The sequence below is a fragment of the Henriciella sp. genome (assembly GCF_029937755.1).
In the GTDB taxonomy this organism is placed as follows: Bacteria; Pseudomonadota; Alphaproteobacteria; order Caulobacterales; family Hyphomonadaceae; genus Henriciella.
The window spans coordinates 344,739-358,489 of sequence record NZ_JAPYPG010000002.1 but is presented as its reverse complement, the minus strand read 5'-3'; the positions used below and the strand labels follow the sequence as shown (position 1 = coordinate 358,489).

Sequence of the window (13,751 nt, the reverse complement as noted above, 5' to 3'; positions counted from 1 at the left end):
CGCATTAGAAACATGGTTTCTTGAGATTGCGAAGGTGGCGCGCTAAGGCAGCTCGCATGTCGAAACAAACGCAGATTCGCCGCAAGACGGTTCGAGATATCGCTTCGGCCAAGGGCCAGCAGCCCCTGGTTGTCCTGACGGCCTATGATGCGCCGACGGCCGAGCTACTGGATCCGCATTGCGACGTCCTGCTTGTCGGTGATTCCGTGGGCATGGTGGTCCATGGCCTGGAGACGCCGGTCGGGGTCACCATGGAGATGATGATCCTGCATGGCCAGGCCGTGATGCGCGGCTCGAAACAGGCATTCGTCGTCGTTGATATGCCGTTCGGGTCTTACGAGACCAATGCCGACACGGCCTTCGAGAATGCCGCGCGCATCATGAAGGAAACAGGCTGTCAGGCGGTGAAGCTTGAAAGCGGCGCCTATGCCGCCCACCAGATCGCGCACCTCGTCGAGCGGGGCGTGCCGGTAATGGGACATGTCGGACTGCGCCCGCAGGCGATCAATGTCACAGGCGGTTTCAAGGCGCAGGGGCGCAACGATACTGAGCGCAAGCGCGTGATCGAGGAAGCGCGGGCGGCGGAGCAAGCCGGCGCGTTCGCCATCGTGATCGAAGGGGTGGCGGAAGATCTCGCTGAGGAGATCACACAGTCCGTTGCCTGCCCGACCATCGGTATCGGTGCATCGGCTACCTGCGATGGACAGGTCCTCGTCACGCCGGACATGCTTGGCATCTTCGACTGGACGCCGAAATTCGTCCGGAAGTATCACGACCTGCGCACGGAAATCACAAAAGCGGTCGAGACCTACGCCGCCGATGTTCGCGCCCGCCGCTTCCCTGACAAGGCCGAAACCTACAAGCTGACGAAACAATAGGCTGAACCGCTTTCGCGCGTTGCCGGGGGCAGGCCCCGGGGTTAGGGTGCGCGAGAATTGCACGGCAGCCAGAGACCGGAGTACGCCAAGTGGCTGATATCTTTGAGGAAGTCGAGGAAGGCCTCCGCCAGGACCGCGCCGCGCGGTTGTGGAAGAAGTACGGCGTTTTCGCCTACATCGCTGCGGCCCTTCTGATCGGCGGCGTCGCGCTGAATGAGTACCTTCAACATCGCACGGCGCAGACCGTCGAGGAGAGCGCGAGCCAGTTCGAAGCGGCGCGCACCAGTCTCGAGGAACAGAACTACCAGGCCGCTGCGGAAAACTTCTCCGAGCTGGCCAACAGCGAAGCCCGCATCGCGCCGCTGGCGTCGAATTACCTTGCCGAAGCACGCCTGCAGGGCAGTGCCGATCTCGCTGGCGCGATTGCCGCGCTGGAGCAGGCGGCCAATACTGAAACACCGATCGGAAAGCTGTCGCTCATCAAGGCGGCTTACCTGAAATCGAACGCCATGACGCGGGCCGAAACCGAAGAATATCTCGGCCCCCTCATGGATGAAGAAAGCCAGTTCGGCGCCCTCGCTATGGAACTCGTCGCGGCAAAAGCCGTGGCCGAGGAGGACTATGAGTATGCCCGTACGGCCTTCAATGATCTGAGATTCCTCGCCAACGTGCCCCAGGGCGTCCAGCAACGTGCGCGCTATGCGCTTAATACGCTGCCGGCAGCCGAGGAGGCTGACACAAGCGGGACGGAGGCGGCGGAGCCTGCTGACATTGAAAGCGGTGCGCCAGCAACCGATGGAGAACAACCGGAATGACGATGTCGACACGCGCACGTTTCGCCCTTGGGGGCGTCCTCCTGCTCACGCTGGGAGGCTGTTCCATCCTCGGCCAGAGCAAGGCCGAGAAGGAACGCCTGTCTGCTGAAGAGAAAGCCGGTCGCATCGAGATGGTGCTCGGGGATGAAGTCATCGAAGCAAGTGCTGACCTCGAGGGCAGGGAGATTACCCTGCCGGCAGCGCAACCGCTCGATAGCTGGCCGCAAGCTGGAGCGTCTGCCACCAAGACGGCCGGGCATGTCGCTGCGGCCTCGAGCCTCCAGGTGGCCTGGAGTGTTGATGCTGGCCGCGGCTCGACGCGCAAGTCCGCGCTCACCTCTCCCCCTGTTGCCAGCAGCACGGCGATATACGTTGTCGATTCCCGCCAGACGGTTCGTGCCTTCGACATCAATACAGGTAAGCGCCTTTGGCAGCGTGAGATGAAATCCGGCAATAGCCGTGACGAGGTCGGCATTGGTTCGGGCCTGGCTGTCGCCGGCGACCGTTTGATCGTTGCCAGCGGCTTCGGCTTTGTCAGTGCGCTCGATACGTCGAACGGAGCGGAAGTCTGGCGCACGGACATGGAAGCGCCGATGACCGGGTCTCCGACGGTCAAGGATGGCCGCGCCTATGTCTCGTCCAACAATAATGAGGTTTTTGCCCTTGATGTGAATTCGGGCCGGGTGCTGTGGTCAGACCAGGCCATCGCGGAATCGGCCCGCGTTCTGGGGTCGCCGAGTTCTGCGGCAATCGAGGATATTGTCATCACACCTTATTCCTCGGGCGAGATCATCGCCTACCTGGCCGCCAATGGCCGCCGTCTCTGGACGGAAGCCCTGTCGCGCCCCGGCCGGTTTACGCCGATCTCCTCGATCAATGATATTGCCTCGCGCCCGGTGATCGGCGGCGGGTTGGTCTTTGCTGCCAACCAGTCTGGCGTCATGGCCGCGATTGACGGACGCACCGGCAACCGGGTCTGGGTCCAGCCAGTCGGCTCGACCTCTGCGCCGGCTCTCGTCGGTAACTACATCTTCGTGGCCGGAACCGATGGCCGCGTGGCCGCCATTCAGGCCAATAGCGGCGAGGTCTTCTGGGTGACGGAGCTTCGCCGTTACGAGAAAGAGAAGAAGAAAAAGGGCCGGATCGCCTATTCCGGACCGATCGTCGCCTCGAACCAGGTGATCGTCGTCAATTCGCTGGGCGGGCTGATTGCCCTGTCTCCGACGACCGGCGAACGCATGGGCACGCTGGACCTTGGCGACCCTGTCTATCTCGAACCGATTTCAGTTGGCGACAAACTCTTTGTGTTGACAGATGATGCGCGCCTGATCGCGATCCGCTAAGGGATCGCGTTTTGCTCCGCACGGGCCGGGGCGCTATTCCAGAAGGGGCGGCTCATGCCGTTGAAGATCGCGATTGTCGGCCGCCCGAATGTCGGGAAGTCGACCTTGTTCAACCGTCTTGCGGGGAAGCAGCTCGCGCTGGTCGATGACCAGCCGGGTGTGACGCGTGACCGGAAGGAAGCACCGGGCCGGCTGGCTGACCTGCCGCTTGTCCTGATCGATACTGCCGGCTTTGAGGACGTCCATGACGATTCCCTCGAATCCCGCATGCGCCATCAGACCGAGACGGCTATCCGCGAGGCGGAGCTTGCGCTCTTCATGATCGATGCGCGTGATGGCGTTACGCCAACCGATGAGAGTTTTGCCGAGGTCCTGCGCAAGGCGGACCTTCCCGTCGTGCTGGCGGCCAACAAGGCTGAGGGGCGTCAGGGCGATATTGGTATCGCGGAAGCCTGGGGACTTGGCTTCGGAGAACCGGTCGGCCTTTCCGGCGCGCATGGCGAGGGGATGGGAGATCTCTACTCCGCCATTCGTACAGCGCTTGGCGAGGAAGCTTTCGAAGCCGCTTTCGCCGAGGATGATGCGGCCGAGGGCGAAGGCTTCAATGACGAAGTGCTCGACCAGCTGGCCGAGATTGACGTCGACGATCCGAACCTGTCGGACGAAGAGCTGACGGCGCGTCTCGAAGCCGCCGGTATCGATGATGCCGCTGAGGCGGAAGCCCAGCTCGCCGCGCGCGAGGAAGCGAAGAAGAAGCCCATCCGGCTCGCCATTGTCGGGCGCCCGAATGCCGGCAAATCCACCCTCATCAACCAGTTACTCGGCGAACAGCGTGTCCTCACCGGCCCCGAAGCCGGCATTACGCGGGACTCGATTTCAGTCGACTGGATGTATGAGGGCCGCAAGGTGAAGCTGGTCGATACAGCCGGCCTGCGCCGGAAATCCCGAGTCCAGGAGAAGCTGGAGCGTATGTCGACCGGTGAGACGGTTCGCACGCTCAAATATGCCGACATCATCGCGCTCGTCATGGATCCGGATGATGCCTTCGAGAAGCAGGACCTGCAGATTGCCGACCTCGCTGTTCGCGAGGGCCGCGGACTCGTCTTCGTCATTTCCAAGTGGGATACGGTCGAGAACCACGCCCAGAAAATGCGTGAGCTGACCGACCTCGCCAAACGCCTCCTGCCGAATGCCAAAGGCGCGCCGCTCGTGACGCTGTCAGGCCTCACCGGCAAGCGCGTCGAGCGCTTCATGCCGGCCGTGGCCAAGGTCTATGATGACTGGTGTGCGCGTGTGAAGACGGGCGATCTCAATCGTTGGCTGCGCTATACGATTGAGCGCCATCCGCCACCGGCTGTCCACGGCAAGCGCATCAAGCCGCGCTACATGGCGCAGATGAAATCGCGTCCACCGACCTTCGTGCTGATCGCTTCACGCGGCGATCATATGCCGGAGCAGTACAAGCGCTTCCTCGTCAATGGTATTCGCGAAGCCTTCGACATGCAGGGCGTACCGATTCGGCTATTCGTGCGCCAGGGTGCCAATCCCTATGCCGACAAGGCGCAAGGGCGGCGGAAGAAGTAGCCGCCTAGTCGCGGAAAGAGATCCGCGCGCCTGTTCTTGTCTCGCTTTCTTCAAGCATCGGGACAAGTTTCTGCACGACCTCTTCCGGCGTCGGAAGTGTCATCGGGTCTTCGCTCGGCATGGCTTCAGCGCGCATGCCGGTGCGGGTGGCCCCAGGATCGAACAGGTTGGCGCGGAGCTTCAGATTCTCGTTCTCGTCCGCCCAGCCGGCGACAAGCGCTTCAAGCCCGGCCTTGGACGCCTGGTAGGGGCCCCAGAAGGCGCGCGGGCGTGGCACTACGCCTGAGGTAATGAACACTGCACGCGGGCTGTCTGAGCGCTGCAGAAGCGGTGCCATGGCCCGGATCAGCCGCCAGTTGGCCGTGAGATTGACTTCGATGGTTTCCTCGAAACTGCGCGGCCCGATGGCCTGGAGCGGTCCGAGGGTTCCGAGAATGCCGGCATTTGCGAGCAGTCCGTCCAGCCGGCCGAACTTGGTCGCGAGCGCCTGGCCGAGGGTCTCGAAGGCGGTCTTTTCCTTCAGGTCCATCGGAACCAGCGTGGCGCTGCCGCCTTCGGCCCTGATCTCGTCATCGAGCTTTTCCAGCGCCAGTTTCGAGCGGGCCGTGGCCACGACATGATGCCCCTTGCGAGCGAGTTCGAGCGCGGCGGCCTTGCCGATGCCGCGTGAGGCACCGGTCACGAGTGTGATGCGTTTTTCCATGGGGGCGGACTAAATCCGTCGGCGCGCTTAGTCCAGCAGGGAAAGCTGGCGTTCCTTCGCGCTCTCGTCACGCTGATGGTCGACGAGCCGGGTCGGGTAGCAGCCGGTAAAGCAATGGTCGGCAAATTGCGGCATCTCGGAATTGCGTTCGACACCGATGGAGGAATAGAGCCCTGGCACGGACAGGAAGCCAAGCGTCTCGACCTTGAGGAAGTTGCGCATTTCCTCAAGCGAGTGATTGGCCGCCATCAGTTCCGACTGAGCGGCCATGTCGATACCGTAGAAATCCGGGTGCGTGATGGGTGGGCTGGCCGAGCGCATATGGACTTCGCGAGCCCCGGCATCGCGAACCATCTGGACAATTTTCTTCGACGTGTTGCCACGCACTATGGAGTCATCGACCAGCAGGACTCGCTTGCCTTCGAGGACGGCCCTGTTCGGGGAGTGCTTGCGTGAGATGGAGCGCTGTCGCCCGGTCTGGGTCGGCTCGATGAAGGTCCGACCGACATAGTGGCTGCGAATAATGCCGAGCTGGAAAGGCACGCCGCTGACTTCAGAAAAGCCAATGGCGGCCGGAACGCCGGAGTCCGGAACAGGCACGATGACATCGACATCCGCCGGGTTTTCCCGCGCGAGCTGATGGCCCATGCGGCGGCGGACTTCATAGACGCTGCGGCCCTGAACGACGCTGTCAGGGCGTGCAAAGTAGACATATTCGAACAGGCACGGCGCTGCAGGGCGGCGCGGGAAGGGGAAGTAGCTTTCCACGCCTTCCTCGCTGATGATCACCACTTCGCCATTCTCGATCTCGCGGACGAACTCCGCACCAATGATGTCGAGGGCGCAGGTCTCAGAGGCAAGGACCCAGCCCTTGCCGATCTTGCCAAGCACGAGCGGGCGTAAGCCGATCGGGTCGCGGGCGCCGATGAGCTTCTTGTTGGTCAGGCCCACGAGGGCATACCCGCCCTCAATATAGGTGAGGGCATCCTGGAAGCGGTCGCGCATCAGCGGCTTCGGGCTGCGCGCCACGAGTTGCAGGACGACTTCCGTATCCATGGTCGACTGGAAGATCGCGCCCTTCTCGATCAGGTCACGGCGCAGCGCGCGGGCGTTTGTGATGTTGCCATTGTGGGCGACTGCAAAGCCCGAGGATGCAAGATCGGCGAAAATTGGCTGGATATTGCGCAAGGCAGGCTTGCCCTGGGTCGAGTAGCGGTTGTGGCCGATGGCCGCGCTGCCCGGTAGCCTGGCTGTCAGGTCACCACCGAAATTCTCGCCGACAAGGCCCATATGGCGTTCATTGTGGAATTTCTCGCCATCGAAGGTGGCGATCCCGCAGGCTTCCTGTCCGCGATGCTGGAGGGCGTGGAGACCGAGCGCAGTCAGAAGGGATGCTTCCGGGTGTCCGAAGACGCCTACAATGCCACACTCTTCGCGAGGCTTGTCGTCATCATGGTCCCAGATCATCGACACCTCGCTGTCACCAATCTGTCAGCGAAGTATGCCGGGCCCGGTCACTCGTCAAGGGGCATGCGCTGTTGAACGCGCTCGCCAACCTCAGGCGCGTAGCGTTCAACATACTCGGCGCCATTCTGCAGAACGGGGTAGGTCTGCGCGTCGCGAATCCATTCCGGGATGCGATCCTGATCGAGCGCCATCCGCATGAGAAACACGAAGAAAATCAGGACGACAGCCCCCCGGGCAAAGCCGAAGGTTGCCCCTGCAACACGATCGAAAACGCTAACGCCTTCGGCGCCCTGAATGGATTTGGAAAGACTCGCACCGAACCAGGCAACGATAACATAGACAAGCAGAAAAAAGCCCAGGAACAGGATGAGATCCGGCAACCAGTCCGGCGAATCGGCGGGCATGATCGCGGCCAGAGGGTCACGCAGGAAGAGGCGGGCATAGTAGGCGGCAGCGAGTGCGGCGATGAAGGCGCCCAGGGTTGCCAGTTCACGCATGAAGCCGCGCGCCAAAGCCATGAGCGTCGATATGATCAGAAGGACGATCACGATCGCGTCAAAGGCTGTGAGGGCGTCCATCATGCGTCTGTATCCGGACCAAGTAACTCTACGAGTTCAGATAGCCGTGTGAGGGCCGTCACGGTCAACCCTTCAATTGCCGAGTAGCTGCCATCCGGGACAAATGCGTGACGAAAGCCCAGTCTCTGTGCCTCTTTAAGCCGCTGATCCATCCGCGCAACCGGCCGGATCGTGCCGGAGAGCGCTATTTCACCGAAGAAGACGGATTTTTCCGGTGCAGGCTTGTCAGCAAGAGAGGTAAGCAGGGCCGCAGCGGCAGCGACATCGCCTGCCGGCTCATTGATTCGGTAGCCGCCTGCGACCGAGAGATAGACATCACGCCCACCAAGAGAGACCCCGCAGCGCGCTTCCAGAACGGCGAGAACCATCGCAAGGCGATTGGCGTCCCAGCCGACAATACTGCGCCGTGGCGTTCCGTAGGCCGAGTTCGAGACGAGCGCTTGTACTTCGGCGAGGACGGGGCGTGACCCTTCCATTGCAGCGAAGACAGCCGCACCGCCCGACGTCTCGCTATCGCTGGACAGGAAGAGGGCCGACGGCTCGCGCGCGGGCGCCAGGCCGTAGGTGTGCATTTCGAAAATGCCGATCTCGTCGGTCGGGCCGAAGCGGTTCTTCACCGCGCGCAGGATGCGGAACTGGTGACCGCGTTCGCCCTCGAAATAGAACACCGTATCGACCATGTGCTCGACGACGCGCGGGCCGGCGATCTGGCCCTCCTTGGTGACATGGCCGACGAGCACGAGTGCCACGCCGGATTTCTTCGCCCAGCGTGTCAGCTCCTGCGCACAGGCACGGACCTGGGCGACCGAGCCGGGGGCTGCCTCCAGGCTGTCGGACCACATGGTCTGGATCGAGTCGATGACAACGAACTCCGGCTGCGCGGCTTTAAGGGTGGAGAGCACCTTGCGCAGATCGGTTTCCGTGGCGAGATCGACGGGGCTTTCGGCAACTTTCAGGCGGCGTGCGCGCTCCTGAATCTGGGCAGCAGCCTCCTCACCAGACACGTACACGGTCTTCAATCCGTTACGGGCAAGCCGGGCAGCAACTTGCAGAAGGAGCGTGGATTTGCCGATACCCGGGTCACCACCAATCAATGTCGCGGAAGAGGGGACGAGCCCACCACCGAAGACCCGGTCGAGTTCGTCGACGCCGATGACGTGGCGGGCCGGTGCCTCACTGACAGCACTAAGGGAGGTGAGCTCGGCCTTGCCGGCCTTCTTCGAGAGCGTCTTCGGAGCCGCCAGCCCGCCCGGTGCCGCAGAGGCGGTTTCTTCCTCAACTAGCGTATTCCAGGCCCCGCACGCTTCGCAGCGTCCGGCCCATTTCGGATGAGTGGCACCACAGCTCTGGCAGACGAAGGCAATCGTGGATCGGGCCATGCGCAAAGGAGCTATAGTGATGCGCGGCCAAGGGAAAGACGTGACGGATACATTACAATCGTAACATTACGTAGAATTAATTATTGAAAAACGATAAAACTTGCTAAGAGGAAAGGGCTCAAGGGAAAGGGTCGATAAAAATGAGAGAGAAGGAATACCCATGTCCCGAACTGTTCTTGCTGGCATTATCACCGCAACCCTGATCGCTGCACCGGTCGCTCCGGCCTTTGCCGATCAGGCCAACACTCAGAAGCAAATGGCCGTCAAGTTTTCTGGAGCCGATCTGGCCGATCCGGCCGGCGCCAGAATAGTGCTCGATAAGATCGAAGAGGCAGCCGAAATCGTCTGCGGTGTACGTAATGGAAGCCGGACGCTTACGCAGTTCCGCCTGGAACGCAAATGCGTCAGGGACGCTGTCGATACCGCGATCGAGTCCCTCGGAACTGATCCTGCGCGTCGCGCCGCACTCGACGCTGCCCGCGCTGGCTGATCGCGCTTCAACGCCGCTCAAAATGCTGTCCGGCCGGAGTTCTTTTCGGCCGGACAGATTCTATTCGAGCGGAGCGTGAGATCAAAGCTGTTTGTAATCGTGCTTACCAAGCGCTCTGAAATAGGGTAGTTACAAACGTAATTTTATCTTTGGGCATTGAGCCGTATTTGCTTATGGAATTGCAGCCATCGGCATTAAATTCTGAAGACAGGGCGGCTGGATTCGCAGCTTCCAGACATTTGCGGTTTGCCGGGCGGGCGACGCCCATTAAACGCTACGCCTATGAGCCTGCATCCGCGCGCCCGCATTCACACTGACACCATCGTCGCCAACTGGCGCGCGATTGCTTCCCTTGCGCCTGACGGCGAAGCGGGCGCAGTGGTCAAGGCAAATGCATACGGTCACGGGGTTGGTCCGGTCGCGCGGGCGCTCCACCAGGCTGGCTGCAAGACTTTCTTTGTCGCGTATGTGGAAGAGGGGGCCGCTCTGCGCGACGCTATCGGGTCTGCAGCAGACATTCTTGTTTTTAACGGTGCCGAACAAGAGGACCGTGCGCTCATCCAGAAGGCGGGCCTGGTACCGGTCATCAATTCATTGCCAGCCTTGAGGGACTGGCTTTCGCATGATGATACTGTCCCCTACGCCGTGCATCTCGATACGGGGATGAACCGGCTTGGCATCCGGCCGGAAGATGTGCCGGAGCTGATGGACCTTTCAAGCGCGCATCCGCCCGCACATGTCATGTCTCACCTGGTGGATTCCGATGTGCCGTCCAATCCGCTCAATGCTCGGCAACGCTCGGAATTTCGCGATCTCTCCGCTTCGTTCACCGCCGCGCGAAAGAGCTTTGCGAATACAGGGGGCTGTTATCTCGGACACACTTACGGCTTTGATATAACGCGTCCCGGTATCGGCCTCTATGGTGGGGGACCGACACCACCCGAAACCGTGACAATCCGGCCCGGCATGACGCTTGAGGCTCCGATCCTGACCGTCCAGCATGTGGCCGCGGGAGAAACTGCCGGCTATGGGGCCGAGTGGACATTTGCCACCCCGCGTACGCTTGCCACGGTCGCGCTTGGTTATGGCGACGGATTTCCGCGATCGGCGGGCAACAGGGGGTATGCAAGTCTTGGCGGTCAGCGTTGTCCGATTGTCGGGCGGGTATCGATGGATCTGATCACGATCGATGTGACCTCAGCACAGGCCCTTGCCAAACCGGGCGCATTCGCTCAATTCATCGGGGCTGAGGTCCCGCTTGAGGACCAGGCAAAACGTGCCGGCACAGTCGGCTATGAACTTGTAACGGGACTGGGTGATCGTGTCAGACGCATCTACGAGTAAATCCGGCGGCTTTCCGAACCCGCTAGGCTGGATCGGTCGCGCGGCGATTGGCCTGTTCGCGGAGATCGGCCGTCTGATCATCTATTCCGGTAAGGTCATCGGCTCGGCGCTGTCGCCCCCATGGAATCTGACGCAGATCTGGAAACAGATGATTGCCATCGGTTTCTACTCTCTGCCGGTGGTCGGCCTGTCGGCGGTGTTCATCGGGGCCGCACTGGCGCTCAACATCTACACTGGCGGCAACCGGTTCGGCGCCGAGCAGTTCGTGCCAAACATCGTGGTCCTCGGGATCACCCGGGAACTGGGCGCGACGATTACCGGTCTGATGCTGGCTGGCCGCGTGACGGCTGGCATCGCTGCAGAGATCGGCGCGATGAAGGTCACCGAGCAGATTGATGCGCTGAAAACCCTCTCGGCCAATCCTTTCCGCTATCTCTATGCGCCGCGCTTTCTGGCGGCGTGCCTGACGCTTCCGCTGCTTGTTCTCGTCGCTGACATCATTGGCGTGATGGGCGGCTGGCTCGTCAGTGTCTACGGGCTCGACTTCGACTCCACGACCTATCTGCGCAACACAATCGACTTCATGACCACGGAAGACGTCATGGTCGGCCTCATCAAGGCGGTCGTGTTTGGCGCTGTGATCGCCATCATGGGCTGCTATCAGGGATCGCTCTCTAAGGCGGGCGCCACCGGCGTGGGGCGGGCAGCAACACTGTCCATGGTCGGCGCGGCCGTGCTCGTACTGGCGACCAACTACATCATGTCGACCCTGTTCGTGAATATCGGACTGTAAAGGCCCGCAATGACCCAACCGATCCTGGAATTGATAGACGTGGAGAAGAGCTTCGGCTCGAACCATGTGCTGCGCGGTGTGAACATTGATGTCGCGCCGGGCCACTCGCTCGTCATTCTCGGTGGTTCCGGCTCGGGCAAGTCGGTCATGCTGAAGAATGCGCTTGGCCTGATGACGCCCGATTCTGGCAAGATCCTCTTTGATGGCGACGATGTCACCTATGATCAGGGCAAGGAGCGCGAAGCGATGCGCGCGCGCATCGGCATGCTGTTCCAGTCCGGCGCCCTGTTCGACTCGCTGACGGTCTGGGAGAATGTCGCCTTCCGCCTGCTCAATGCCGAAAAGATGAAGCGGTCTGAGGCCAAGGAGCGTGCCATAGAGACGCTCAAGAAGGTTCGGCTCGGCGCCTCGGTTGCCGATCTCTATCCGGCCGAGATCTCTGGCGGCATGCAGAAGCGAGTCGCGCTGGCACGCGCCATCATCACGAAGCCCGACCTCATCTTCTTCGATGAACCGACGACGGGCCTCGATCCGATCACGGCCGATGCGATCAATGACCTCATCATCGAGCAGGTGAAGGCGCTCGGGGCCGCTTCGATCTCGATCACGCATGACATGGCGTCTGCCCGCAAGATCGCCGACGAGATCGCCATGCTTTTCGAGGGCAAGATCATCTGGCGCGGGCCGGCCAGCGACATTGACCATTCCGGCAATGACCATGTCGACCAGTTCGTGCATGGCCGCGCAGACGGGCCAATCCAGCCGTCGATTTAATCGGCAATCCAGCTTTTGAGAATTACGAAAAATCTTAGTACTGCTGCGCCAAGACCCTACTCGAACTCCCCGTCCGGTACGGCGCGTTCAAGGTTGCCAAACCGCGTCGTGTTCGCATCGAAGGCGAGAACCACGCGCCCGATCGGGCCGTGACGCTGTTTGCCGATGATCACTTCCGCCGTGCCGTAGACCTCGTCCATGCGCTGGCGCCACTTGGCCCATTTCTCCCCGGCATTCGGATCATCCGGGGAGGCCTGTGGCTCGGTCCGTTCGAGATAATAGGACTCGCGATAGACGAACATGACGACGTCAGCATCCTGCTCGATCGAGCCGGATTCGCGAAGGTCGGAGAGCTGTGGGCGCTTGTCGTCGCGCTGCTCGACCTGGCGCGAGAGCTGCGAGAGTGCGATGACAGGAACATTCAGATCCTTCGCCAGCGCCTTAAGCGCCATGGTAATCTGCGTAATTTCCTGAACCCGGTTCTCATTGCTCTTGCCACTCGACCCGGTAAGCAGCTGCAGATAGTCGATCACGATCATGTCGAGCCCGATCGTGCGCTTCAGCCGCCGCGCGCGTGCGGATAGCTGGCTGACCGAGATGCCACCCTGATCGTCGATATAGAGCGGCAGGTTCTGCAGCTCCTCTGTGGCTTCGCGGATCTTCTCGAAGTCGTGCTTGTCGAGATCGCCCTGGCGGATGCGGTGGGCATTGATGCCCGTGCGCTCCGCGATAATCCGCGTGGCCAGCTGTTCGGACGACATTTCCAGCGAGAAGAAGGCGACTACCGCGCCATCCACGGTCTTCTTGGAGCCGTCTTCCTGCGTCTCGCGCCGGCAGGCATGGGCGGCATTGAAGGCGATATTGGTGGCGAGCGTCGTCTTACCCATGGACGGGCGTCCGGCGAGGATGACCAGGTCGGAGCTGTGAAAGCCGCCAAGTTTCTGGTCGAGATCGTCGAGGTGGGAGGCGATGCCGGCAATCTTGCCTTCACGCTGATAGGCGGCTTCCGCCATCTGCAGCGACTCTTTCAGGGCCGAGCTGAACGTGTGGAAGCCGCGTCCGGAGGAGCCGCGGTCGGCCAGGTCGAACAGGGAGCGTTCGGCGAGTTCGAGCTGGCGATCACCATTTTCGTCCGGAGCCGGCTTGAAGGCCCGCGATTGCACGCTTGCGCCAATGTCGATGAGCTCACGGCGCATCGCAAAGTCGCGGATCATGTGGGCGTAGTCGGAGATCTCCGGCCCGAAGGCGGCGGATTTGAGCAGCTCGGCGAGGTAGGCGGCCCCGCCAATATCCTGAAGCTTGTCGCCCTTTTCGAAATGCTCGCGCAGCGTGATGCCATCGGCCACACGGCCGGATTGGATCATGTTGGCGCAGACTTCGAAAATCTCCTGGTGCGGGAGTGAATAGAAGTCACCCGGGCGCAGAATGTCGGCGACGCGCTGGAAGGCGTTATTGTCATAGAGGATCGCGCCGATGACAGCCGCCTCGGCAGACAGATTGTGCGGTGCCTCCGTCAGGGAGGGCGGGTTTGACATGTCATTCATGGGCAATTTCCCAGCATATTATGATTCTGTCTTAACCAAGCCATGAAAGCGATTGCAGC

General features: G+C 61.4%; 13 protein-coding genes. 8 read left to right on the top strand and 5 right to left on the bottom strand.

Annotation, left to right across the window (positions count from 1 at the left end; all coding sequences use genetic code 11):
* Positions 1-56 precede the first annotated feature (56 nt).
* The 4 genes from panB to der all read left to right on the top strand — a co-directional run bounded on the left by panB (position 57) and on the right by der (position 4,620).
* A complete protein-coding gene (panB, locus tag Q1K29_RS07130) occupies positions 57-878 on the top strand; it encodes a 3-methyl-2-oxobutanoate hydroxymethyltransferase (RefSeq protein ID WP_300392604.1) in 822 nt (273 codons plus the stop codon).
* Positions 879-967: 89 nt separating this feature from the next.
* On the top strand, positions 968-1,693 hold the full coding sequence (locus Q1K29_RS07125) for a hypothetical protein (protein ID WP_300392601.1): 726 nt from the start codon (positions 968-970) through the stop codon (positions 1,691-1,693).
* The gene (locus tag Q1K29_RS07120; protein WP_300392598.1) at positions 1,690-3,036 is read left to right on the top strand and encodes a PQQ-binding-like beta-propeller repeat protein; all 1,347 of its coding nucleotides are present in this window, start codon (positions 1,690-1,692) and stop codon (positions 3,034-3,036) included. Before Q1K29_RS07125 ends, Q1K29_RS07120 begins: the two co-directional genes overlap by 4 nt.
* 54 nt (positions 3,037-3,090) lie before the next feature.
* The gene (gene der / locus Q1K29_RS07115) at positions 3,091-4,620 is read left to right on the top strand and encodes a ribosome biogenesis GTPase Der (protein WP_300392595.1); all 1,530 of its coding nucleotides are present in this window, start codon (positions 3,091-3,093) and stop codon (positions 4,618-4,620) included.
* Between the two features lie 4 nt (positions 4,621-4,624).
* On the opposite strand, the gene Q1K29_RS07110 is transcribed toward der, so the two are convergent.
* From Q1K29_RS07110 to radA, 4 genes are read right to left on the bottom strand one after another with little or no spacing between them, the layout of a single operon-like run.
* A complete protein-coding gene (locus tag Q1K29_RS07110) occupies positions 4,625-5,323 on the bottom strand; it encodes an SDR family NAD(P)-dependent oxidoreductase (protein ID WP_300392593.1) in 699 nt (232 codons plus the stop codon).
* Positions 5,324-5,350: 27 nt separating this feature from the next.
* Positions 5,351-6,790, bottom strand: coding sequence for an amidophosphoribosyltransferase (gene purF, locus Q1K29_RS07105; RefSeq protein WP_300392852.1), 1,440 nt, complete (start codon positions 6,788-6,790; stop codon positions 5,351-5,353).
* A gap of 47 nt (positions 6,791-6,837) precedes the next feature.
* Positions 6,838-7,371: a CvpA family protein gene (locus Q1K29_RS07100; RefSeq protein WP_300392590.1), complete on the bottom strand. Its 534-nt coding sequence runs from the start codon at positions 7,369-7,371 to the stop codon at positions 6,838-6,840.
* The gene (radA, locus tag Q1K29_RS07095) at positions 7,368-8,747 is read right to left on the bottom strand and encodes a DNA repair protein RadA (protein WP_300392587.1); all 1,380 of its coding nucleotides are present in this window, start codon (positions 8,745-8,747) and stop codon (positions 7,368-7,370) included. The genes Q1K29_RS07100 and radA overlap by 4 nt, the downstream gene beginning before the upstream one ends.
* A gap of 160 nt (positions 8,748-8,907) precedes the next feature.
* Here radA and Q1K29_RS07090 point away from each other — a divergent pair, with 160 nt between their 5' ends.
* From Q1K29_RS07090 to Q1K29_RS07075, 4 genes are all read left to right on the top strand, one after another.
* Complete coding sequence (locus Q1K29_RS07090; RefSeq protein ID WP_300392585.1) at positions 8,908-9,237, top strand: UrcA family protein; 330 nt, start codon at positions 8,908-8,910, stop codon at positions 9,235-9,237.
* Between the two features lie 282 nt (positions 9,238-9,519).
* Entirely contained in the window at positions 9,520-10,581 is a 1,062-nt protein-coding gene (gene alr / locus Q1K29_RS07085) for an alanine racemase (protein ID WP_300392582.1), read from the top strand.
* Positions 10,559-11,374, top strand: coding sequence for an ABC transporter permease (locus tag Q1K29_RS07080; protein WP_300392579.1), 816 nt, complete (start codon positions 10,559-10,561; stop codon positions 11,372-11,374). The genes alr and Q1K29_RS07080 overlap by 23 nt, the downstream gene beginning before the upstream one ends.
* A gap of 9 nt (positions 11,375-11,383) precedes the next feature.
* Positions 11,384-12,148, top strand: a complete 765-nt coding sequence (locus tag Q1K29_RS07075; protein ID WP_300392576.1) for an ATP-binding cassette domain-containing protein — start codon at positions 11,384-11,386, stop codon at positions 12,146-12,148.
* A 56-nt stretch (positions 12,149-12,204) separates the two neighbouring features.
* Here the strand turns inward: Q1K29_RS07075 and Q1K29_RS07070 are convergent, their stop codons facing one another.
* Positions 12,205-13,692 carry a replicative DNA helicase gene (locus tag Q1K29_RS07070; protein WP_300392573.1) on the bottom strand — a complete coding sequence of 496 codons (1,488 nt, stop codon included), beginning with the start codon at positions 13,690-13,692 and terminating at the stop codon, positions 12,205-12,207.
* Between the last annotated feature and the right edge of the window lie 59 nt (positions 13,693-13,751).

Excerpts from the sequence above, each read along its gene's own strand:
- panB (WP_300392604.1), top strand. The coding sequence starts at position 57 with ATGTCGAAACAAACGCAGATTCGCCGCAAGACGGTTCGAGATATCGCT.
- Q1K29_RS07120 (WP_300392598.1), top strand. The coding sequence starts at position 1,690 with ATGACGATGTCGACACGCGCACGTTTCGCCCTTGGGGGCGTCCTCCTG.
- der (WP_300392595.1), top strand. The coding sequence starts at position 3,091 with ATGCCGTTGAAGATCGCGATTGTCGGCCGCCCGAATGTCGGGAAGTCG.
- Q1K29_RS07110 (WP_300392593.1), bottom strand. The coding sequence starts at position 5,323 with ATGGAAAAACGCATCACACTCGTGACCGGTGCCTCACGCGGCATCGGC.
- purF (WP_300392852.1), bottom strand. The coding sequence starts at position 6,790 with ATGATCTGGGACCATGATGACGACAAGCCTCGCGAAGAGTGTGGCATT.
- Q1K29_RS07100 (WP_300392590.1), bottom strand. The coding sequence starts at position 7,371 with ATGATGGACGCCCTCACAGCCTTTGACGCGATCGTGATCGTCCTTCTG.
- radA (WP_300392587.1), bottom strand. The coding sequence starts at position 8,747 with ATGGCCCGATCCACGATTGCCTTCGTCTGCCAGAGCTGTGGTGCCACT.
- Q1K29_RS07090 (WP_300392585.1), top strand. The coding sequence starts at position 8,908 with ATGTCCCGAACTGTTCTTGCTGGCATTATCACCGCAACCCTGATCGCT.
- alr (WP_300392582.1), top strand. The coding sequence starts at position 9,520 with ATGAGCCTGCATCCGCGCGCCCGCATTCACACTGACACCATCGTCGCC.
- Q1K29_RS07075 (WP_300392576.1), top strand. The coding sequence starts at position 11,384 with ATGACCCAACCGATCCTGGAATTGATAGACGTGGAGAAGAGCTTCGGC.
- Q1K29_RS07070 (WP_300392573.1), bottom strand. The coding sequence starts at position 13,692 with ATGAATGACATGTCAAACCCGCCCTCCCTGACGGAGGCACCGCACAAT.